This window comes from Granulicella pectinivorans (genome assembly GCF_900114625.1).
GTDB classification, from domain to species: domain Bacteria; phylum Acidobacteriota; class Terriglobia; order Terriglobales; family Acidobacteriaceae; genus Edaphobacter; species Edaphobacter pectinivorans.
In genome coordinates this window covers 1,697,151-1,716,423 of the sequence record NZ_FOZL01000001.1, presented here as the reverse complement: position 1 = coordinate 1,716,423, position 19,273 = coordinate 1,697,151, and the positions used below count along the sequence as shown (strand labels likewise).

The 19,273-nt window shown below is 63.7% G+C and carries 18 protein-coding genes; 5 read left to right on the top strand and 13 right to left on the bottom strand.

Going from position 1 to position 19,273, the window contains the following annotated elements; translation table 11 throughout:
* Positions 1 to 43 precede the first annotated feature (43 nt).
* The 6 genes from BM400_RS06890 to BM400_RS06865 all read right to left on the bottom strand — a co-directional run bounded on the left by BM400_RS06890 (position 44) and on the right by BM400_RS06865 (position 4,527).
* Complete coding sequence (locus tag BM400_RS06890) at positions 44 to 595, bottom strand: hypothetical protein (protein ID WP_089837875.1); 552 nt, start codon at positions 593 to 595, stop codon at positions 44 to 46.
* Entirely contained in the window at positions 595 to 1,224 is a 630-nt protein-coding gene (locus BM400_RS06885; protein ID WP_089837873.1) for a hypothetical protein, read from the bottom strand. Before BM400_RS06885 ends, BM400_RS06890 begins: the two co-directional genes overlap by 1 nt.
* On the bottom strand, positions 1,221 to 1,772 hold the full coding sequence (locus BM400_RS06880) for an RNA polymerase sigma factor (RefSeq protein ID WP_089837871.1): 552 nt from the start codon (positions 1,770 to 1,772) through the stop codon (positions 1,221 to 1,223). The genes BM400_RS06885 and BM400_RS06880 overlap by 4 nt, the downstream gene beginning before the upstream one ends.
* A 213-nt stretch (positions 1,773 to 1,985) precedes the next feature.
* Entirely contained in the window at positions 1,986 to 3,191 is a 1,206-nt protein-coding gene (locus BM400_RS06875) for a beta-ketoacyl-[acyl-carrier-protein] synthase family protein (RefSeq protein ID WP_089837869.1), read from the bottom strand.
* On the bottom strand, positions 3,188 to 3,439 hold the full coding sequence (locus BM400_RS06870) for an acyl carrier protein (protein ID WP_089837866.1): 252 nt from the start codon (positions 3,437 to 3,439) through the stop codon (positions 3,188 to 3,190). Before BM400_RS06870 ends, BM400_RS06875 begins: the two co-directional genes overlap by 4 nt.
* 2 nt (positions 3,440 to 3,441) lie before the next feature.
* A complete protein-coding gene (locus tag BM400_RS06865; protein WP_141223831.1) occupies positions 3,442 to 4,527 on the bottom strand; it encodes an NAD(P)/FAD-dependent oxidoreductase in 1,086 nt (361 codons plus the stop codon).
* 47 nt (positions 4,528 to 4,574) lie between these two features.
* Here BM400_RS06865 and BM400_RS06860 point away from each other — a divergent pair, with 47 nt between their 5' ends.
* Entirely contained in the window at positions 4,575 to 5,816 is a 1,242-nt protein-coding gene (locus tag BM400_RS06860) for a cation:proton antiporter (protein WP_089837862.1), read from the top strand.
* On the opposite strand, the gene BM400_RS06855 is transcribed toward BM400_RS06860, so the two are convergent.
* From BM400_RS06855 to BM400_RS06845, 3 genes are read right to left on the bottom strand one after another with little or no spacing between them, the layout of a single operon-like run.
* Complete coding sequence (locus BM400_RS06855; protein ID WP_089837860.1) at positions 5,813 to 6,688, bottom strand: hypothetical protein; 876 nt, start codon at positions 6,686 to 6,688, stop codon at positions 5,813 to 5,815. The genes BM400_RS06860 and BM400_RS06855 overlap by 4 nt on opposite strands.
* Complete coding sequence (locus BM400_RS06850) at positions 6,688 to 7,260, bottom strand: regulatory protein RecX (protein ID WP_089837858.1); 573 nt, start codon at positions 7,258 to 7,260, stop codon at positions 6,688 to 6,690. Before BM400_RS06850 ends, BM400_RS06855 begins: the two co-directional genes overlap by 1 nt.
* A 13-nt stretch (positions 7,261 to 7,273) precedes the next feature.
* Complete coding sequence (locus BM400_RS06845) at positions 7,274 to 9,544, bottom strand: dipeptidyl-peptidase 5 (protein ID WP_245781726.1); 2,271 nt, start codon at positions 9,542 to 9,544, stop codon at positions 7,274 to 7,276.
* Between the two features lie 72 nt (positions 9,545 to 9,616).
* On the opposite strand from BM400_RS06845, the gene BM400_RS22780 reads away from it, so the two are divergent.
* On the top strand, positions 9,617 to 10,270 hold the full coding sequence (locus tag BM400_RS22780) for an acyltransferase (protein ID WP_089837856.1): 654 nt from the start codon (positions 9,617 to 9,619) through the stop codon (positions 10,268 to 10,270).
* On the opposite strand, the gene BM400_RS06835 is transcribed toward BM400_RS22780, so the two are convergent.
* Entirely contained in the window at positions 10,220 to 11,803 is a 1,584-nt protein-coding gene (locus BM400_RS06835) for a sensor histidine kinase (protein ID WP_089837854.1), read from the bottom strand. The genes BM400_RS22780 and BM400_RS06835 overlap by 51 nt on opposite strands.
* Before the next feature lie 84 nt (positions 11,804 to 11,887).
* Between BM400_RS06835 and BM400_RS06830 the strand changes: the two genes are divergently transcribed.
* Positions 11,888 to 12,823, top strand: coding sequence for an outer membrane lipoprotein-sorting protein (locus tag BM400_RS06830; protein WP_245781725.1), 936 nt, complete (start codon positions 11,888 to 11,890; stop codon positions 12,821 to 12,823).
* 5 nt (positions 12,824 to 12,828) lie between these two features.
* Here BM400_RS06830 and BM400_RS06825 read toward each other — a convergent pair whose 3' ends face one another.
* Positions 12,829 to 13,164, bottom strand: coding sequence for a helix-turn-helix domain-containing protein (locus tag BM400_RS06825; RefSeq protein WP_089837850.1), 336 nt, complete (start codon positions 13,162 to 13,164; stop codon positions 12,829 to 12,831).
* 224 nt (positions 13,165 to 13,388) lie between these two features.
* Here BM400_RS06825 and BM400_RS06820 point away from each other — a divergent pair, with 224 nt between their 5' ends.
* Complete coding sequence (locus BM400_RS06820) at positions 13,389 to 14,915, top strand: alpha-L-fucosidase (RefSeq protein WP_089837848.1); 1,527 nt, start codon at positions 13,389 to 13,391, stop codon at positions 14,913 to 14,915.
* A gap of 83 nt (positions 14,916 to 14,998) precedes the next feature.
* Here the strand turns inward: BM400_RS06820 and BM400_RS06815 are convergent, their stop codons facing one another.
* Together BM400_RS06815 and BM400_RS06810 are read right to left on the bottom strand one after the other, a co-directional pair.
* The gene (locus BM400_RS06815) at positions 14,999 to 15,661 is read right to left on the bottom strand and encodes an HNH endonuclease (RefSeq protein ID WP_089837846.1); all 663 of its coding nucleotides are present in this window, start codon (positions 15,659 to 15,661) and stop codon (positions 14,999 to 15,001) included.
* Positions 15,661 to 16,332 (bottom strand): ComF family protein, encoded by a 672-nt coding sequence (locus BM400_RS06810; protein ID WP_217644086.1) that lies wholly within the window; start codon positions 16,330 to 16,332, stop codon positions 15,661 to 15,663. Before BM400_RS06810 ends, BM400_RS06815 begins: the two co-directional genes overlap by 1 nt.
* A gap of 493 nt (positions 16,333 to 16,825) precedes the next feature.
* On the opposite strand from BM400_RS06810, the gene BM400_RS06805 reads away from it, so the two are divergent.
* A complete protein-coding gene (locus BM400_RS06805) occupies positions 16,826 to 19,195 on the top strand; it encodes an OPT family oligopeptide transporter (protein ID WP_089837844.1) in 2,370 nt (789 codons plus the stop codon).
* The last annotated feature ends 78 nt before the right edge of the window (positions 19,196 to 19,273 follow it).

The window sequence follows — 19,273 nt, the reverse complement described above, 5'->3', positions numbered from 1 at the left end:
GCCTGGGCGTGCTCTTCACTGGTAACAAAATCCTGACGGTTGGTTAGGGGACGCGCTCGACGAGTAACTCGATGTCGGTATGACGGTTGCTTCCCGGGATATCGAGTGAGCCGAGCGTGATTGGTTTTCCCAAGGTCACAATGGCGTCAAGCTCGACGCTCTCCTGACGAATCACTGGGTCGGCGGGAGTGGCGGGTGGCGCATCGGCCATGCTCGACTGCTCTATCTTGCTCTGGACCTGCAGACCATATCCGAGTTCACGCAACCGACCCGCTATATTCAACCCAATATCGAGATAGGTCATCTGAGTTTGCACGGCCTTGGAGTCGGTGTTGGAGTAGGATCCCGTCGCGATGGGAATGCGGCTACCTATCTTGGCGACAGAGGAATGATTGTCGGCGGAGCTGGTCATCGAGATGTGCTGCACGCCGACTCGCTTTCCGGCTTCACTTTCGGTAAGGGTGTAGGTCAGGCGATAGGTATGCATCACTGCCTGGGGTTGTTCTGGCGCAGGCGGTTCAGCGGGCTTATTCTGGGCGAGCCCCGTCAGCGGGAAGAGAAGCGCGAGGCCAAGGAGACTGCGAGCGATTTTCATTAAGATCCTCCATCTTTCTGTCGAACATAGGCGTTGAACTCTTGTTTTTCGCGGGCGTCGGCTGCGGCCCTGCGTACCGGGTCGAGTGCATCGATGACGGCATCCTGACGCACGCGCGAGACGGCTACGAGCAACTGCTCCTCGTGGGTCAGGGCAGCCTCGGCATCTTTCGTCCTCTGGTTCACCGCAGCGATCTCAATCGCCTGCGTGGCTTGTCTCTGGCGCACCTGAGCGAGCTTTACGAGAAGCTTCTCCTGCTCGGTCAAAGGAGCAGGAGAAGCGGGGTAGGAGGCCTCAACCGTGGGTTTCATGACGAGGTGGGGCCTGCGCAAAGGAATCGACCTGCGCGAAGCGATGAGTGCTCCACTCCGAGCCAAATCCTGCGAAGGGAGGGCGTTCGCTGCAGCTGGAACAAGCGGCACAGGTGAAGCACGATGGAACCGTATGCCGACGACTAGAGCAACAACCGCACACGCACCAAGCGCGCAGGCCGGGATGAGCCAGCGGCGTCCTTGCGGAGCCTCCACGCGTTGCGTCTCCAGACGGCGCAGAACGCGCTGCTCGAGGCACTCGGGAGCTTCGGCACTGCTTAGGGTCTTCAAGGCTTGGTCTAACCGTTCGTCGTTCATATCGCACCTCCTAACCGCTGCTTCAAGTGGGTTCTCGCCCGGAAGATCAGCGAGCGCACACTGGATTCACTCTTGCCCAGCACCACGGCTACCTCCGCCGTGGTCAACTCTTCGACCGCGCACAACAGCAGACAGGCCTTCTCGGCGGCGGGCAGCTTGTCGAGTGCCTTCAGGACCATGGCTACATCGCGGGCGATCGCGATCTGAGCCTCCGCGCCCAGGTCACGTGAGACGAGCTCTGCCGCTGCGGCATCGTCCATCTGATCCGGCCGGATGCGCCGCTTGCGGTCTAACGCGAGGTTCCAGCAGATGCGTACGAGCCATGGCTTCATCTCACGGATACCGGCCAGCTTTCCACGGTGCTCGATGACGCGCAGGAAGGTCTCCTGCACGACGTCTTCGGCCTCGCTTGGGTTGCGGACGACGGAGTAAGCGACGCGATAGAGCAGGCCGTTGAAGTCGCGGACGAGTCCGGCGATGTCCGGCTGGTCCTGCGTCTCCTCCCGTCCGAACCATCCCAAGCTGAATTCCCCGATCGCCAGCGCCATAGTGTCCTTCTACTCCCATAGACGGGCAAGTGGATATCGCGCTCGGAAATATTCAGTCCATGAGAACGAAGGCAAGGACCGAAGCGATTCCCTGCGGGAATCTCGGTACATTCCGGCAAAAGCTGCCCTTTTTGGCATGGCTGACGCCATGCCCTTCCGTTCGATGCCCTTCCATTGAATGGCTGCGTCCAGCATCACTCGACGGGATGCCGGCTAGCGGCGGAAGGCGAGGACGGCGTTGAGGCCGCCGAAGGCGAGGGAGTTGGAGAGGGCGAAGTCCTTGTCCATGGCGCGGGGACTGCCCATGACTAGATCGAGGGCGAGGGTCTCATCCGCGTGGACAAGGCCTGCAGTGTGCGGGGCGCGGCGTTCGCGGAGGGAGAGAAGGGTCGCGAGGGCCTCGATGGCTCCAGTGGCTCCGATGGCATGGCCGGTGACGGCCTTGGTGGCGCTGACGGGAACGGTGCCGCAACCGAAGATGCGTCCGATGGCCTCGGCCTCGACGGCATCGTTGGCCTGGGTGCCGGTGCCGTGCGCGTTGAGGTAGCCGATATCGATGGGGGCGATGCCGGCGTCGGCGAGTGCGGCGGACATGGCGCGGGCGGCTCCTGCGGGGTCGGGCTGGGTGATGTGGGTGGCGTCGGACGACATGCCGAAGCCCACGATCTCACCGAGAATTTCAGCCCCACGGGCGAGCGCGGCAGTGCGTTCTTCGAGGCAGAGGATCGCCGCGCCTTCGCCGAGGGTCATGCCGTCGCGGTCGCGAGCGAAGGGACGGCACTGGGTGGGCGAGACGACGCGCATGGAGTCCCAGGCGCGGAGGAAGCCGAAGGTGAGCGGGGCCTCGTGGCCGCCGGTGATGGCTGCGTCCACCATCCCTGAGCGCACCATATGGAAGGCCATGCCGATGGCGTGGGTACCGGAGGCGCAGGCGGTGGAGAGGTTGAGGACGGGACCGGTGACCCGGTGGGCCATCGCGACCTGGCTGGAGCCTGAGGAGGCCATCGAGCGGACCACCGTGAGCGGATGGACGCGGGCGTTGGCGAGGTAGAGCTTGGCGGTTTCGGGCTCCTCCCAGGTGCGGCCCCCGGTGGAGCAGCCGAGGATGACGGCGGTGCGTTCGCCTGGGTAGTCGAGGCCGCTCTGCCGGACGGCCTGCGCGGCGGCGATGAGGGCGAACTGACTGGAGCGCTCGGTGGAGATGACCTGCTGGGGGGTGAGGAAAGCCGAGGGGTCGAAGACGCGCACCTGGGAGGTGCGTGTGAACTTGAGTCCGGAAGGCCGGCCTTCGGGGAGGTCGGAGAAGACGTGTTCGGCGATGCCGGTGCGGCCCGCGAAGATTGCGTTTGCGAAGGACTCGACGGTGGCTCCTGCCGGGGTGATGCAGCCCATGCCGGTGACGACGACGCGACGGGTCATGCCTTGGCCGCGACGAGCGATTGCACGCCGTCGACCATGTCGCCCACGGTCCGGATGCTGCCGATGGCGGCGTCGGGGATCTCGATGGCGAAGGCCTCTTCGACCTCGAAGGAGAGGTTGATCTTGTCGAGGGAGTCGATGGCGAGGGAGTCGAAGGTGGTCTCGCGGGCGATGGTCTCGGGGGAGACCTTCTTCGATGTGGCGATCATACCGATCAGCCTTTGCTCCAGATCTTCAGGGACGTGCATCCTCACCTCGTCGCGTTGATTGCTGCCTGTGATTGTTTGTATCCGGTCTTGGCGGTTTGGTTGTCAGGGGGAGGCAGGAATCCTGTCACATGCATGCGGAGGAGAGCTTCGAAGACAGGGGGCGCGGTTGCGAAGACTGCCATGGTGGCCTGGCGGAGGGTGGGGGAGGCGCTCATGAGCAGGAGGGCGGCGCTCATTCCACGCGCCATCCGCAGCGTTTTGGAGTGCGCGGATTCGTAGCGTGCGAGATGGTTTGCCGCCAGAGCTTCGGAGAGGGCGTCGGCCTGGCGGAAGCAGAGGTTCATGCCTTCGCCGGTGATGGCATCGACGGAGCCGGAGGCGTCGCCGACCAGGGCGATGCGGCCTGTGGTGACGCGGCGGACGCGACGTGTCACCGTGAGGGCTCCGCGGGCCGTGCTCAGGGTGGGGGCGCCGGCCAGACGCGATTGCAGCTCCGGGAAGAGGTTGAGGGCTTGCGCCATGGTGTCGAACTTTTGCGTGGAGAGGAAGGCGACGCCGACCTGCTGCTCGCCGACCGGCGTGACGTAGGCCTGCGCGCCGTTAGCCCAGTAGACCTCGACGAACTCCGACCATGGAGCGATGGCGAAGTGCTGCCGCAGGCCTACGCGCCGCGTGGTGACTTGGCTCTCCAGGCGGGCGAGGGCGCGTACGCGGGACTGGCTGCCGTCGGCTCCGACGAGGATGCCGGCGTGGATGTCTTCGAGGGCCCGGAGAGGGACGCCCCACTCGACGGCGACGCCGAGTTCGGCGGCTCGGTCCAGCATCGCGCGGTGCAGCTCGGTGCGGCGCACGCCCATGCCTTGCGCGACGCGAAACCGGGCGTGTGCTGCGCGGTTGTGGGACAGGAAGCGGATGCCTGCGATGGGTCGTCCGTGGAGATCGCGCACGCCCATGCGGTCGAGGCGGTCGAGTGCGTCGGGCAGGAGACCTTCGCCGCAGGCCTTGTCGACGGGGCCTGCGCGGGCGGCGTCGAGGACGCGCACGCGCAGCCCACGCTGGGCCGCCGTGATCGCGCAGGCGAGACCCGCGGGACCAGCACCCACGACGCAAACGTCCGGTAGAGCCATGGCGAAGACCTCCAGCCCAGCATAGTCCACTAGACTGGAGGAAGACGATGTCGACTCTTGCGCTTGTTAGCCTCATCATCACCGCAGCCGCCCTCTTTGGATGGCTCAGCGTCCGCGTCCTTCGGTTGCCCATCACCATTGGCACCATGATTCTGACGGTGCTGGCCTCGATCGTGTTGCTGATCGTCAGCCTGCGTGACCCGGGACTGCACCTTTGGGCGGTCGGCCTGGTTGGACGCATTCGCTTCGAGGACCTGATTCTGCATGGGATGCTGGGGCTTCTGCTGTTTGCGGGAGCGTTTCTGCTCGACCTGCACTACCTGGCCAAGGAGAAGCTCGCGGTTGGCCTGCTCTCGGTCTTTGGCACGCTGTTCACGACCGCGGGGATATCCACTGCGCTGTTCTATGCGCTGCCGCTGGTGGGGCTGCATGCGACGTGGATCGAGTGCCTGTTTTTTGGGACGCTGATCTCGCCGACGGACCCGATCGCCGTGCTGGAGATGCTGCACCGGGTGGGTGTGCCGAAGAATATCCAGGCGCAGCTTGCGGGAGAGTCACTGTTCAATGACGGCGTGGGTGCGGTGCTGTTTCTGGCCGTGTTGAGCGCGAGCCGCGGCGCCACACCGCATGCGGGACATATTGCATGGCTGCTGCTGGTGCAGTCGGGCGGTGGGCTGCTGCTGGGGACTGCGCTAGCGTGGTGTACCTCCGAGTTGATGCGCCGGGTGGATGCTTACCAGATCGAGATCATGCTGACCCTGGCGCTGGCGCTGGCGGGCTACTCGCTGGCAGAGACGCTGCATCTTTCGGCTCCGCTGGAGGCTGTGGCAGCGGGGATCGCACTGCGCCGTTTCAATCTGAATCACCTGCATGCCGATATCTCGCATGAGGCACTGGACCGCTTCTGGCGCGTGGTGGATGAGATTCAGAACGGCATCCTGTTCGTGCTGCTGGGGCTGGAGGTGCTGGTCATTGCGTTCAACCGGACTACGTTTGCGAGTGGCGCGCTGGCGATTGTGATCGTCACGGTGACGCGGACGGCGGTGGTGGCGGTGGTCCTCTCCGGGGTGCGGCTCATTCAGCGAGGGCACAAGACGTCGATCCTGACGCTGAGCTGGGGCGGGCTGCGCGGTGGGTTGTCGATCGCGCTGGCGCTCTCGATTCCGGAGGCCATGGGACGCACGTGGATTCTGGCGACGACGTACCTGGTGGTGGTGTTCTCCATTGTGGTGCAGGGGGGGACGATGGATCTGTTTCTGAAGCGGTTTGGGGTGTGCGAGGAGAGCTAGAGGCCGACTCCGGGTTGCCAGGTGCGGCCTTCGAGCTTGTAGATGGGATCGTTCTCCGGGGGAAGTTCGGGGAACTCGGCGCGGCACTCGGTCATGACGAGGCAACTGATGAGGGCATCGAAGGCGTCTTCGCTGGACTTCGCGGCGGCGAGCACGCTGCGGGAGAGGCCTGGGTACTTCTTCTGCTTGAGGTACTCGGTGCGGGCGGCTTCGGAGCTTTTGTTGACCGGGCCGGTCATGAGGCGGGTGTACATCTCGACCGCCATGGGGAAGACGGGCGGGTCGAAGGGCCAGACGGAGAAGCCGCCCTCGCGGAGCGTGAGGAGGTGGGGCATGCCGCGGAGGGAGCCTGTCCCGACGGAGCCTGAGCCGCCGATCTGGAAGGGAGACTTGGGCGCGATGCCGGCGACGCGCGCGGCCTTGGCGGGCTCGGCGATCTGGGACTTGATCTTGACCTCGATGTCGGCGCGGCGGAGCATGCGGTGGTTGTCTACGCCGCAGAACTCGAGGGGTTTCTTCTTCGGCTTGCCCCAGAAGCGGTCGTCCTTGCAGTCGACGTGGAGCCAGGCTTCGCCCTGGCCTTCGGCGACTTTCTTCCAGAGGGCCGGAGCGGTCTTGAGGTTGTGCTCCTGCAGAAACCAGGCGGGGTAGCTAAAGATGAAGTCGAAGCCTACGACCATGCATGGGGTCTCGTGCGAGCGCTCGATGAGCCATGCGGTCCACTCGTCGCGTGTCCGTCCGCCTTCGAGCGTCACGGTTCCCCCCATGGTCTTGCCCTTGTCGGAACGCGTCCAGACGCCAGCCCAGATCTTGCGTCGCTGTCCGGAGGCGCTCTGGTCGCCGGACCAGTCGATGGCTACGACGCGATCCATTATTCGACGGCCTCGTCATCGTGTTCGGCGTAGGAGTCGGAGTCGCCACCGCCCTCTTCGAGCATGGCGTCTTCGGGAACCTCCCACGCGCGGAGGAGCTTGAAGATGGCGTTCGAGGAGTATCCGGCGCGGATGAGACGGTTCATGACGCGGACTGTCTCCTTCTGGTCGGCGGGCTTCTTCATGCGCTTGCGGGTGACGTAGGCGCGGGCGAGGGCGACTTCGTCGGCCTCGTCGAAGGCGGCGGAGACGGCGGCGGCTACCGTTTCCTTGTGGATGCCTTTTTGGGTGAGGTCCTGCTGGACGCGGCGGCGGCCAAAGCCCTGGTTCTCCTTGCGCATGCGCGTGTAGTCGGCGGCGAAGCGGGTGTCGGAGAGGTAGCGGAGGTCTTTCAATCGAAGGACGACAGCGTCCATCGCCGCTTCTCCGGCCTGGCCCTCTTCGGCGCGGGTCTTCATGAGGCGGCGCAGGTCGCGCTCGGTGCGCATGCGGACCGTCAGCGTCTTCAGGGCGTACTCGAAGAGCCCTGCCTCGCCGACGGGCTCGCGTTTTTTGGGTTTGGCAAACGGCAACGTGCTCTCCTGCTTACTTCGATGCGTAGGCGTTCGAATGGGTCCAACGATCGCACCAGTCGCTGACGGTCTCGTTCCAGAGTTTGGCGTTTTGCGGCTTCAACACCCAGTGGCCCTCGTCGGGGAAGTAGAGCATCTTCGAGGGTACGTTGAGGCGCTGGAGGGCGGTGAAGAGCTGGAAGCCCTCGGAGACGTCGAGGCGGTAGTCCTTTTGGGAGTGGATGACGAGGGTCGGGGTCTTCGCGTTCTGGATTTGGAGCATGGGCGACCACTTGCGGAAGGGGTCGTCTTCGGCGGGTCCGGCGGCGTAACGCCAGGGCTGGCCGGGGTTGGGGTCGCCGGGGCGGCGGAACTCCCACTCGTTGAACCAGAGCTCCTCGGTGTCGCCGTAGGCGGAGGCGGGGTTGTACATGCCGTCGTGGGAGACGATGCACTGGAACCGGTTGGTGTGGGTGAGGATCCAGTTGGCCATGAAGCCGCCGTAGCTGGCTCCGAGGGCGCACTCGCGGGTCTTGTCGATGAAGGGGTATTTCGCCTCGGCGGCGTCGAGGCCGTTCATGAGATCGATATAGGCGCGGCCGCCCCAGTCGCCGCTGACCTCGTCGACGAACTTCTGCCCGTAGCCGGTGGAACCGCGGGGGTTGACCATTACCACGACGTAACCGGATGCGGCCATGAGTTCAGGGTTCCAGCGATAGGACCAGGCGTCTCCCCAGGCGCCTTGCGGGCCTCCGTGGATGAGGAACTTTACGGGGTATTTTCTGGAGGGGTCGAAATTTGGAGGGCGGACGAGGAAGCCCTGGACCTTGGTGTTTTCGACTCCGGTGAACCAGAAGGATTCCATCTTCTGCAAAGCCACGGAATCCAGAGCGCCATCGTTGATATGGGTCAGCCTTGTTTCTTTCGGCTCCATCAAACTCACCGGTTGAACGAACTCCGGACTCATGAACTCGTTGAGCGCGGTATGCCCGAGCAACCCCATGGGAATGGTAACCAGTTCGGTGGGACCTTCAGCACTCATCCTGGTTGCAACGAGGGTCGTCTGTTCCGTGGCTGATCGGTCGATGAAGAGATGAAGGTCTCCGTACTCGCCCTCACCGCTCCATCGGAGGAAGAGAGGATCGCCTCCGCGACGAAAGCCGAAGACGTCGTACGAAAAGATCGCTTCCGCTCCGCGCACTCCACTGGTAAAGACCAGCGATGTGCTGTCTCCGTTCCATACGAACTCGTCGATCCAGCCGTCGAAGTAGCCGCCTGGGGGCGTGTTGAGCTTGGGCATCAACTCCTTCAACGTCCCTGCAAGTCGATCGAACAGCACTAGGCGGAAGCGATCAGACTCAAACCCCGCCCGAGCCTGCGACCGAAACGCAATCCACTTCCCATCCGGCGAATACTGCGGCCCATCGTCGCTTCCTGGTGAAGTAGAGATCTTCCTCGGCTTCGCACCCGCATCATCGAGCAGCAGGGTAAAGACATCGTTGTTCGTGCTCGCGGCAGGAACTGTATCTAGATTGGTTACAAATGCGATTTCGTCGGATCCCGGAGACCAGGCGTAGCCAAGCGGGCCGCCGAGGGAGAACGTCGGCGTCTCCGCGTCGCCGACAAAACGCTTTGGCGTCAGGTCGCGGACTACGGAGCTATCGCCCACCGAGACAACCAGGACATGCGAGCGCTTCTCGCCGGTGAAGGCGTTCCAGTGGCGGTAAAGGAGGTGATCCCAGACCTGGGCTTTGACCGGGTTCTTGGCGGCAGCGTCGTCCTTGGCCTTGTTGCAGGCGTCCTCGTCGGTGAAGACAGCTTTGTCGGAGCAGTCGGGGTAGACGCTGGAGACGAAGAGGAGGCGCTTCGAGTTGGGGGACCAGATGGCTCCGTCGGCTTCCGTGGAGACGGCGGTGAGGCGGCGGACGCCGTGGATGGTGCCGGAGGCCTCGTCCCAGGCGGCGAGCCAGATCTGCGAGCCGGTGTCGTCGTTGCCGGTGAACGAGACCCACTTGCCGTCGGGGGAGAAGCGTCCGTTCGAGGCACCGGCGGGCAGGCCGAGGTCACGCTCCTTGCCGCCGCCGATGGGCACCACCCAGAGGCGGTTGATCTTGGTGTTCGCGGTGAGCGAGACGTCGGTGACCGAGAACAGCACCCACTTGCCGCCGGAGGAGATCTGCGGGTCGGCGACGCGCTTCATCGCCATCAGGTCTTCGAAGGTCATGGGCCGCTTCGCCTGGGCGAGAGCCGCTCCGGTGGTACCCATCAACACTGCGCACAGGATCGAACGGACAAAACGATTCATCGCGCCAGTCTAGAGCATTCGGCGGTACAGCGTCGGCTGAGCGACGAAGCCCTGGTGTATATTTGCCGCACCATGAGCCTGCTCAAAGCTTTCTTCCGCTATCTGGCGGAAAATCACGACGTATGCTCGGGGATCTACCGCAGAATGTGCCATCCGTGGTCGGGGGAGTACACGGAATACCTTCGCCGGTTCGGCGGCTTCCACTCCATGGGCGAGAATGTCAGCATCCGCAAGACCACCGTATTTCTGGATCCGGCGTACGTGAAGATCGGCAATAACGTGCAGTTTTCAACCTGCACGCTGATCGGCCATGGCGGGGAGATTGCCATGCTGAACCGCGCCTACGGATGCAGCCTGGAGTGCGTGGGCAAGATCGACATTCGGGACAACGTGTTTATCGGGTACGGTGCGATGATCCTGCCGGGCGTGACGATCGGGCCGAACGCCATCGTCGCCGCCGGGGCGGTGGTGCATGAGGATGTTCCGCCGGGATCGATCGTGGGAGGCGTTCCCGCGCGGGTAATCGGGTCCGTGGACGACTATGTGGCGCGTCTGCAGGCGCGGACCGATGCGCTTCCGTGGCACGCCATCATTGAGCGGCGTGCCTCGTCGTTCGATCCGAATGTCGAGGAAGAACTGGTGCGGCAGCGTGTCGCGTATTTCTATGGGGAGCAGCTACCCAGGACCGGGATCGCGGTCGATCCGGACGCCCTCGTGCTTCCGTAGAGACGTAGCTTTCGGTGCGGAAGCCGTTGCGCCTGAGCTCTTCATCTCGCGAACGGGCAGCTCCACGACCACCGCCGCTCCGTGTGGATGCAGGTTGAAGGCGGAGATCTCGCCGCCGTGTTCGCGGACGATTCCATAGCAGATGGAAAGACCGAGACCGGCTCCCTCGCCCGGCTGGCGCGTGGTGTAGAAGGGGTCGAAGGCGCGAGCAGGCTCGCGGAAGCCGGGGCCGGTGTCCGAGACGATCAGGTGCATGGTCTGGCCGTCGTGGCTGACGGTGATGCGGATGGTGGGCGAGAGATCACCCTCGTCGGCCCCGCGGGGGAGGCTGGTTCCGCGCATCTCCGGCGTACCGGCCCTGGGTCCGTCTCCGCTGCGTCGGCGCTCCCTGCCGGCGGCGATGGCCTGAGCGGCGTTGTTGAGGAGGTGCTCCAGGATCTGGCGGAGCCGGTCGCGGTTACCCCGGACCGAGGGCATGGCTTCGCCGGTTTCGACGACCAGGCGGACACCGCGCTCGCTGAGTTTGCCGGCGCAGGCCCTGGCGACCTCGTCAAGGAGCGCCTCGATGGCCACGGGCTCGTCGAGGAGGGTGACGGGCCGCCAGAAGTTGAGCAGGCTCTCCACGGTCTCCTTCATGCGCAGGGCTTCGCGGATGATGGTGTCGGCATCCTCGCGAACACGGGCGTCCTCCGAGGACTGGAGAATGAGTTCTGCGAACCCGAGGACGGCGGTGAGGGGGTTATTGAGTTCATGGGCGACTCCACCGGCAAGCTGGCCCAGGCCAGCGAGCTTTTCGCTGCGGAGAAGACGCTCGGCCAGGGAGGCGTTTTCGATGGTGCGGGCCAGCTTGACAGCGAGGGACTCGAGGGGAGCCATCGCGATGGGATCCTTCTCTGCACGATCGGCGGCGAGGCCAACGACCAGCGCGCCGAGGACGGCGCCACCGGCTCCCCGGAGCATGGTAACGATGACCTGGCGGCAGTCGGTCTCGGCGAGAGGACCGGTAGAGACGAAGCCCACGCTCTCGAAGGCGTCGGGCGAAGCGATCGGCATGACGAAGCTGCCTGCGCCGATCTTCTCCCGGGCCAGCGCTTTGACCGGACCGGCGGGACCGAGTCCGCGCTCCTGGCGGATGACGCTGACGCCCCACGTTTGGAGCGCGCCAACGGTGAGGTCGTCCATGCCTGAGCTCCCGGCGACGAAGAGCTTGCCTTCGGCGTCGCGGACGAGCATGGCGATGCGGCGGAAGCGGCTTGCTTCGATCACGGCGCGGCAGACGCGGCGGGCGAGCGGGCGAGTGTCGCCGCCGGGGCCGAGCGCGACGTCGAGACGGGCGTAGGCCTCCTGCTCCTCCCACTGGGCTCGTTCCAGGCGGGCTGCGCGGGCCTGCTGCCTCTGGCGGCGCAGGAGCGCCCAGACAGCCGCGAGCATGCCGCCGAGGGCCGACAGGCAGAATCCGTGCAGCATGCCGGCCCCATGCGGTCCCCGGAAACTCGCCAACCACTCCGACAAAACCTTCAATCTCCCCAGCATGCCTGTCCTTCGTTTCCTTAATCCGGTAATTGGCGTCTAATTTGTTACAGAAGTCTTTACGCCCGCGCCAGGAAGATTCAGCAGATGATGAAGATCACCACCGCCTCGCACACCCTTTTCGTCCTCGCTCTTTTCTCCCTATCGGTCCATGCCGCGCCGCTCACCGGGGTGGCGGGGTCTTCGGACAGCACCTTGGTAATGGGAGGCGCGGTTTCCGGGCTCAACTTCCTCGGGGGGCAGGAAGGCTTTGGACCGCTCGATCCGACGCCGCTGCCGGCCGGCCTGACCGCCGACGAACTGATCGCGAAGATGGGTGCGCGCGAGTCGGAGTTCGCCAAGGCGCGGACGAACTATGTCTTTCGCCAGACGGTGAAGGTGCAAACGATCACCGAGGACACCAACAAAGTCGATGGCGAGTACCAGCAGGTGACCGACATCAGCATCTCGCCCACGACCGGACGCCGCGAAGAGCACGTCGTCTTCGCGCCGCAGAACACGCTGGAGCGCGTGATGATGTCGCCGGCCGACTTCAAGGACATTGAGCAGAGACTGCCGTTCGTGCTGACCACCGAGGAGCTGCCGCAGTACAACATCACGTACCTGGGGCGGCAAAAGGTCGATGAGCTCGACACCTACGTGCTGGATGTAAAGCCCAAGGTGATGGAGAAGAACAAGCGCTACTACCAGGGCAAGGTCTGGATCGACCAGCAGGACTTCCAGATTGTGCTGATCAATGGCAAGAACGTGCCGGATGACACGCGCGCCGGGCATGAGGATCTTTCGCCGCCCTTCACCACCTACTACGAGCAGATCGACGGCAAGTACTGGTTCCCGACCTACACCAAGATGGAGGGAACACTGCACTTCGCAGCCCAGCGCGGTGCGGTGTCGCAGGACGTGCATATGAGGAACATCATCCGTTACACGAATTACAAGCGGTTCCGTGGATCGGCGAGGATCATCTCGACGGGCGATGTGCAGTCCGATGCACCGGCGACGACGACTCCACCGAAGAAGTAGAAGACTTAGTTCATCACCACGATGCCTTTACGGCGAATCACGTTGAGGAGTGCCAGCGCGGGACCGGTCGGACGCTTTATTCCGCGCTCCAACTGGGAGACGTATCCGGCGGTCAGGTTGAGATAGCGGGCGAAGGCGGCCTGGCTGAGATTTTCCCTCTCCCGGACGGCACGAATGTCCTCTCCGCTGATCGGTTGCATGGTCTCGAGCACCTTGTTGCCGAAGTGACGCAACGTGATCTTGCCATACGTCGCATCGTCCATGATGCCAAACCGGTGCTGCTCCTCGGCCATCTCCAGAATGGCGTAGCCGAGAGGGCTAGCCTTCTTTTTCGTCGTCATCACGTCTCTCCTTTCCCGTCTGGCGTATCGCTGAAACCACCTGGTCGTGAGAGTGATCACCCGCAAAACCTAGCACTGTGAACTACAGTTTTACGCTCCGGGGGCTGTACTGTCGCGCTCTCTCCCTCTCACAAACCAGTCGCTTCGTTTTTTGGACTCGCCAAGTTATCGTTTACTTGGCTACAATCACCGGGTCAAATCATCTCAACGATTCCGGAGTCCGCATGTCCATCACCCGCCGCCATACCCTCAAACTCCTTACCGGGGCCGCCGCCGCCACGCTTGCACCGCGCACCCTGCTGGGCCAGCAGATTACCAAGGGTCCCTTCACCGCCGAAAATCTGAAGACCTACGAGACGCCGGCGTGGTTTACCGAAGCGAAGTTCGGCATCTGGTCACACTGGGGCCCGCAGTCGGGCGTAGAAAAGGGCGACTGGTACGCGCGGAATATGTATATCCAGGGCTCGAAACAGTATGAGTACGAGGTGGCGACCTACGGGCATCCCTCCAAGGAGGGCTACAAGAAGCACATTCCCACGTTCAAGGGGGCGAAGTGGGACCCGGAGCACCTGATGGACCTGTACAAAGCCGCTGGCGCGAAGTACTTCGTCTCAATGGGCGTCCACCACGACAACTTCGATATGTGGAACTCAAAGTATCAGCCGCGCTGGAACGCGGTGGCCAATGGGCCGAAGCGAGACATCGTGGGCGAGTATGCCAAGGCGGCGCGTGCGCGGGGGCTGCGGTTTGGCGTGTCGGAGCATCTTTCGAACTCGTTCGACTGGCTGGCGGTGTCGCACCTGTCGGACTCGACCGGGCCTCTGGCGGGCGTGTCCTACGACGGCGTCGACCCGGCGTATGCGGATCTCTATCACGACCTCTCGGGGATGACGCTGGAAGAGATCAAGGGGCTGAAGGCGATGGGGCGCGTGGCACCGGATCGCTGGAAGAAGCAGTACTTCAACCGGATCAAGGATCTGGTGGACCAGCACTCGCCGGACCTGTTGTACACGGACGGCGGGATTCCGTTCGACGTGTACGGCAACTCGCTGGTGGCGGAGGTCTATAACGTCAGCGCGAATCTGCACAAGGGCCGGACCGAAGCCATCTACAACGGCAAGGAGCCGGAGCAGTGCGAGGTCGGAACCTGCACGCTGGATCGCGAGCGGGGGGTCGCGGATGGGATTGCCCCGAAGCCATGGCAAACGGATACATGCATCGGGCAGTGGCACTACAACCGCGGCATCAAGTACAAGACGTCGGCCAAGGTGATCGAACTGCTGACCGATATCGTGAGCAAGAACGGGAACCTGCTGCTGAACTTCCCGCTGCCGAACTCAGGCGAGCTCGACCCCGACGAGATGGTGACGCTGAACGGCATTACGAAGTGGATGCAGGTGAACTCGGAAGGCATCTATGGGACACGACCGTTTACGGTCTACGGCGAGGGGCCGTCGACGAAGGTCAATGCCGGCAATGGAGGATTCAACGAGGACAAGCGGCCTCCGTTTGGGACGGAGGACATTCGCTTCACGACCAAGGGCAAGACGCTGTATGCGTTCGTCTTTGGACCTCCGACATCGGACATTCTCATCAAGAGCCTGGGAACGGGCCCGAAGGTGAAGAGTGTACGGATTCTGGGGTACTCGGAGGCAGTGAAGTTCACGCAGAGCTCGGCTGGGCTCAAGGCTTCTGTACCTTCGAAGCCGATCAGCGAGATCGCTCTGACGTACAAGATCGAACTCGCTTAGAACGATGGTCCTCACGTTGATTGGAAGCCAATCTCCGGACAACGTGAGGACCAGTATCGTTTAAGCCGGCAACACCGGGATGCTTACGCGGCCTCTCCGCTTTCGAAGTAGAGGTAGCGGCGCCAGCTCGGGTCGGCCGATCCAATCATGCGCATGATGTGGCGCGAGGTGTGCAGCGAGAACGGCTTGGGCTCGCGCAGGAGCTTCATGTCGGTGAGCTCATGCAGCATCTGGTTGCCCTTGCGGCGATTGCACGAAGGGCAGCAGGCGACGAGGTTCTCCCAGGTCGAGAGGCCTCCGCGCGAACGCGGAATGACATGATCGAGCGTCAGCTCACCGGCAGTCAGCACCACCGAGCAGTACTGGCAGCAGTTCCGATCACGCAGCAGGATGTTCTTACGCGAGAGCGCCCGGGTCTGGTGCGGGATGCGCCGGTATTCCAGCAGGCGGATGACCGACGGCATCGCCACGCGCACGCGGGCGGCATGCAGCATGTTGCCCTGCTCTTCCTCCGTGCGGGCGACGCCCTTGAGCACCAGCACAAGAGCGCGCTTTGCCCCGCAGATGTTGATGGGCTCGTAGCTGGCATTCAGCACCAGCACCGGCGTCTGCATGGACTTTGGACGCACGACCGCCAGCCGTACGTCGAGCTCCGTCGTGAGCCGCCCCGAGCTATGCGACCCTGCCGCGTGTTTGTTCGTACTCCTCTGTTTCCGTGCCTTCCCCGAGTGCGTTCCAGACTGCATCAGAAAAATCCTCCGTCATCAGAACTCGTAGCTGTTTGACCTGCTTGACCAAATCCAACCGGGCTCCGGACAGTACCGTCCCAGAACCCGACCGATTCCTTTTGCGCGCGGGCCAGGGTTGCGACCCAGACCTTGGCGGCTCCCGCTGCGACCAGAACGCGCGCACACTCCCGGGCCGTGGCGCCGGTGGTGTAGATGTCGTCGACCAGAAGAACTTCGCGCCCGGCGATGCGTCTGGCGTCGGCGACGACAAAGGCTCCGCGCAGATTCCTGCGGCGCATGCGCGGGGTGAGGGCGAATTGGCTCTCGGTATCGCGGGTGCGGTGCAGAACCTTGTGGGCGGCGATCAGACCGGGCAGGCGGCGCAGAGCCTCATTGGCCAGCAAGACTGCCTGGTTGTAGCCGCGGACACGCTGTTTGGCCGGGAAGAGAGGTACCGCGACGACCAGGGCATCCGTCAAGCCGAGGTCCTGGACCGCCGTCGCGAGCATCCGGCCCAGGACCGGGGCTACGCTCGCAACCCGCTCATACTTCAGCAAATGCACCATCTCGCGGAGCTCATCCGCGTAGAGCCCGTAGGCTACCGCGCGGAGAAAGGTGGGAGGCGCCAGACGGCACTCGCCGCATCGCACACCATAAAGGCTCTGCGCGAAGAAACGCTCGCTCTCCATGCCGAGCGCTTCGCCGCATATGCTGCAGAGGCCTCCGCGCTGGGGCCGGACGGCACCGACGCATCTCGGGCAGACCGGACCGGCGCCGCCTGCCATCACAAACGACAAGGGACCGCCGCATACGCGGCAGTCCCCGGGAAACACTGTACTTAAGATATCTTCAGCGGCCACGCGCTGACTTCGCAGCACACGCGACACCGCGCGCCATGCTGTTGCCCCCCCGGGAACTCTCCCAGGCGGACCGCCAACCCCGAGCGTTTGAACCTTCAAGCTCTCGCTGAAGACCGCACCTCATTCGCCGGCGCGCCATTCGCAGTCTGCGAAGCGCCAATGCCCGCAGTATAGCGCAAAGAGAGGTCTCAGCGATCGGGATGCATGGATCGGAGTGCATTTTTGTTCGTTTGCCGAACCCTCAACCCTGACCCCGAAACCCTGCCTTCACTGGTACACTCCCATCAACCCAACCAAGCCGTACCCGGGAGCCCCAAACCAGATGGCCGCAAGCAAGTCGTTCCAGCCCTTCGTCCCCGCCTCCGAATCGCGCGCCGAGTTTACGCCGCGCGCCGTCATCCTCGGAGCCATCTTCGCGGTCCTCTTTGGCGCCGTGACGGTCTATGTCGGACTTCGCGCCGGACTTACGGTGGCCGCCTCCATCCCGATCTCGGTCCTTTCGATCACCATTCTGCGCGCCTTCGGCAAGGCATCGATCCTTGAAAACAACATCGTCCAGACGGTGGGCAACGCAGGCCAGTCGATTGCCTCGGGCGTCATCTTTACACTGCCCGCGCTGATCTTTCTGGGTTTCGATCTGGAGTCCACACGCATCTTCGCGCTGGCGCTGTTTGGCGGGTGGCTGGGCGTGCTGTTCATGATTCCGCTGCGACGACAGCTCATCGTCGATGAACACGAGACCCTCCTCTACCCCGAAGGCACCGCCTGCGCCGACGTTCTGATGGCGGGCGAGCGCGGCGGATCGTTCGCGTCCCGTGTCTTCTGGGGCCTTGGCATGGGTGGCCTCTATGCGCTGTTCCAGAACGAGTACCTGCTCCGCCTGTGGCCCTCCGGCCCGAACTACGAGCCTGACTTCGGTCCGCAGCATCTGCTGAAGGGCGCCGCCATTCGCGCCGACTGTACCCCGGAGTACCTCGGCGTCGGCTACATCATCGGCATTCGCGTCGCGGCTGTCATGCTCGCCGGTGGATGCTTCTCCTGGCTGGTGCTGATGCCCGCCATCTCGTTTTTCGGCGGACACCTTACCGTGCCGCTCTATCCCGGAACCATTCCCATCGGGCAGATGGATCCGTCGACGCTCTGGAAGACGTACGTCCGTCCCATGGGCGCGGGAGCCGTCGCCGCAGCCGGACTCATCACGCTCCTGCGCACCGCACCGACCATCGTCTCAGCGCTGATGGAAGGCATCCGCTCCATGAAGGCCAAGAGTCCGGCTGCGAGCAGGTCCACGCGGACGATTCGTACCGCTCACGATCTGCCCATGTCCGCCGTGCTGATCGGGTCCGTCCTGCTGATCGTGCTGATGGTTGCGTTCCTCCAGTTCCACCCCGTCCCCGGAGCGCAGGTGGGACTCTTCGCCAATATCTCCGCCGCCCTGCTGGTGGTCGTGTTCGGCTTTCTGTTCGTCGCCGTTTCGGCGCGCATCGTGGGCATCGTGGGATCGTCGTCGTCGCCTGTCTCCGGCATGACGATCGCGACCCTGATGGCCACCACCGCCATCTTTCTGGTGCGTGGGTGGACCGCACCGGCCTTTGGCGCGTTGGCCATCACGATCGGCGGCATCGTCTGCATCGCGGCCTCGAACGCCGGCGACACCGCGCAGGATCTGAAGACTGGATATCTGATCGGAGCCACCCCCTGGAAGCAACAGGTCGCCGTGATGGTCGGCGTCATTATCTCCGTGGTATCGATTGGAGCCACGCTCTCGGCGATGAACAACGGTCTCGAGACCTTCCAGCGGCTGCCCACACCCATCGCCGTAACCTCCAGCATGTATGCCGATGGAGTGCAGGACAAGGGCCCTTACTCGCATAAACCGTTCCATCTCTCCTCGAAGTCCGGTGCGGCGGACAATGGCGATGTCGTCGCCGACCCGCATGCGTATACGTTGCTGAACGTCATCGGATCGAGCACGCTGCCCGATGGCAAGTACCTGCTCAACCCCACGACGGGCAAGATCGAGATCCAGTGGATCCAGGGCATCGGCTCGGAACAGGTGGCGGCTCCGCAGGGACGCCTGATGGCGACCGTGATCAACGGCATTCTCTCGCGCAAACTGCCCTGGGGTCTGGTGCTGCTCGGCGTGGCACTGGTGATCGTCGTCGAGCTGCTGGGGGTTCGCTCGCTGACGTTTGCCGTGGGCGCGTATCTCTCGATTGCGACGACGCTGGCGATCTTCGTGGGCGGTGTGATGCGGTGGATGATCGACCGCGCTATCCTGCACCACCACGCCAAGCAGACGGCTGCGGAGAACAAGCTCTCAGCCGAGCTATGGCAGAGCGACCGCACCGCTTGGATGGCCGCGCACCCCGGCTTCGATCCGGCCGATCCGGCCATCCTCGATCCCAACGCGCCGGTCCCGCTCGATCTCACGGCACGCGAGATCGAAGTGGATTCGGAGATCTCGCCGGGGTCGCTGTATGCATCGGGACTGATCGCAGCAGGAGGCCTCTTCGGACTGCTGGGAGTGTGCCTCAAGTTCTATGAGAACTACTTCGACAAGACCGTGCCGCGCTTCCCTGCCTCGTTCAGCGCGCACTCGATCGCGCATGACTGGCTGAGCATACTGATGTTCGGGTTGCTGGCCTTCAGCCTGTACTACTTTGCGCGCAAGCCACTGGATATGGAGTAAGCGATTCCCCTCAGTGACCACCGCAACCGCTGCCGCCGCACCCGTGTCCTCCACATCCGTGTCCTCCACATCCGTGTC

Excerpts from the sequence above, each read along its gene's own strand:
- BM400_RS22780 (WP_089837856.1), top strand. The coding sequence starts at position 9,617 with ATGAGCCTGCTCAAAGCTTTCTTCCGCTATCTGGCGGAAAATCACGAC.
- BM400_RS06885 (WP_089837873.1), bottom strand. The coding sequence starts at position 1,224 with ATGAACGACGAACGGTTAGACCAAGCCTTGAAGACCCTAAGCAGTGCC.
- BM400_RS06825 (WP_089837850.1), bottom strand. The coding sequence starts at position 13,164 with ATGACGACGAAAAAGAAGGCTAGCCCTCTCGGCTACGCCATTCTGGAG.
- BM400_RS06880 (WP_089837871.1), bottom strand. The coding sequence starts at position 1,772 with ATGGCGCTGGCGATCGGGGAATTCAGCTTGGGATGGTTCGGACGGGAG.
- BM400_RS06820 (WP_089837848.1), top strand. The coding sequence starts at position 13,389 with ATGTCCATCACCCGCCGCCATACCCTCAAACTCCTTACCGGGGCCGCC.
- BM400_RS06865 (WP_141223831.1), bottom strand. The coding sequence starts at position 4,527 with ATGGCTCTACCGGACGTTTGCGTCGTGGGTGCTGGTCCCGCGGGTCTC.
- BM400_RS06815 (WP_089837846.1), bottom strand. The coding sequence starts at position 15,661 with ATGCAGTCTGGAACGCACTCGGGGAAGGCACGGAAACAGAGGAGTACG.
- BM400_RS06875 (WP_089837869.1), bottom strand. The coding sequence starts at position 3,191 with ATGACCCGTCGCGTCGTCGTCACCGGCATGGGCTGCATCACCCCGGCA.
- BM400_RS06835 (WP_089837854.1), bottom strand. The coding sequence starts at position 11,803 with ATGCTGGGGAGATTGAAGGTTTTGTCGGAGTGGTTGGCGAGTTTCCGG.
- BM400_RS06810 (WP_217644086.1), bottom strand. The coding sequence starts at position 16,332 with ATGGAGAGCGAGCGTTTCTTCGCGCAGAGCCTTTATGGTGTGCGATGC.
- BM400_RS06860 (WP_089837862.1), top strand. The coding sequence starts at position 4,575 with ATGTCGACTCTTGCGCTTGTTAGCCTCATCATCACCGCAGCCGCCCTC.
- BM400_RS06870 (WP_089837866.1), bottom strand. The coding sequence starts at position 3,439 with ATGCACGTCCCTGAAGATCTGGAGCAAAGGCTGATCGGTATGATCGCC.
- BM400_RS06845 (WP_245781726.1), bottom strand. The coding sequence starts at position 9,544 with ATGAATCGTTTTGTCCGTTCGATCCTGTGCGCAGTGTTGATGGGTACC.
- BM400_RS06805 (WP_089837844.1), top strand. The coding sequence starts at position 16,826 with ATGGCCGCAAGCAAGTCGTTCCAGCCCTTCGTCCCCGCCTCCGAATCG.
- BM400_RS06890 (WP_089837875.1), bottom strand. The coding sequence starts at position 595 with ATGAAAATCGCTCGCAGTCTCCTTGGCCTCGCGCTTCTCTTCCCGCTG.
- BM400_RS06830 (WP_245781725.1), top strand. The coding sequence starts at position 11,888 with ATGATGAAGATCACCACCGCCTCGCACACCCTTTTCGTCCTCGCTCTT.
- BM400_RS06855 (WP_089837860.1), bottom strand. The coding sequence starts at position 6,688 with ATGGATCGCGTCGTAGCCATCGACTGGTCCGGCGACCAGAGCGCCTCC.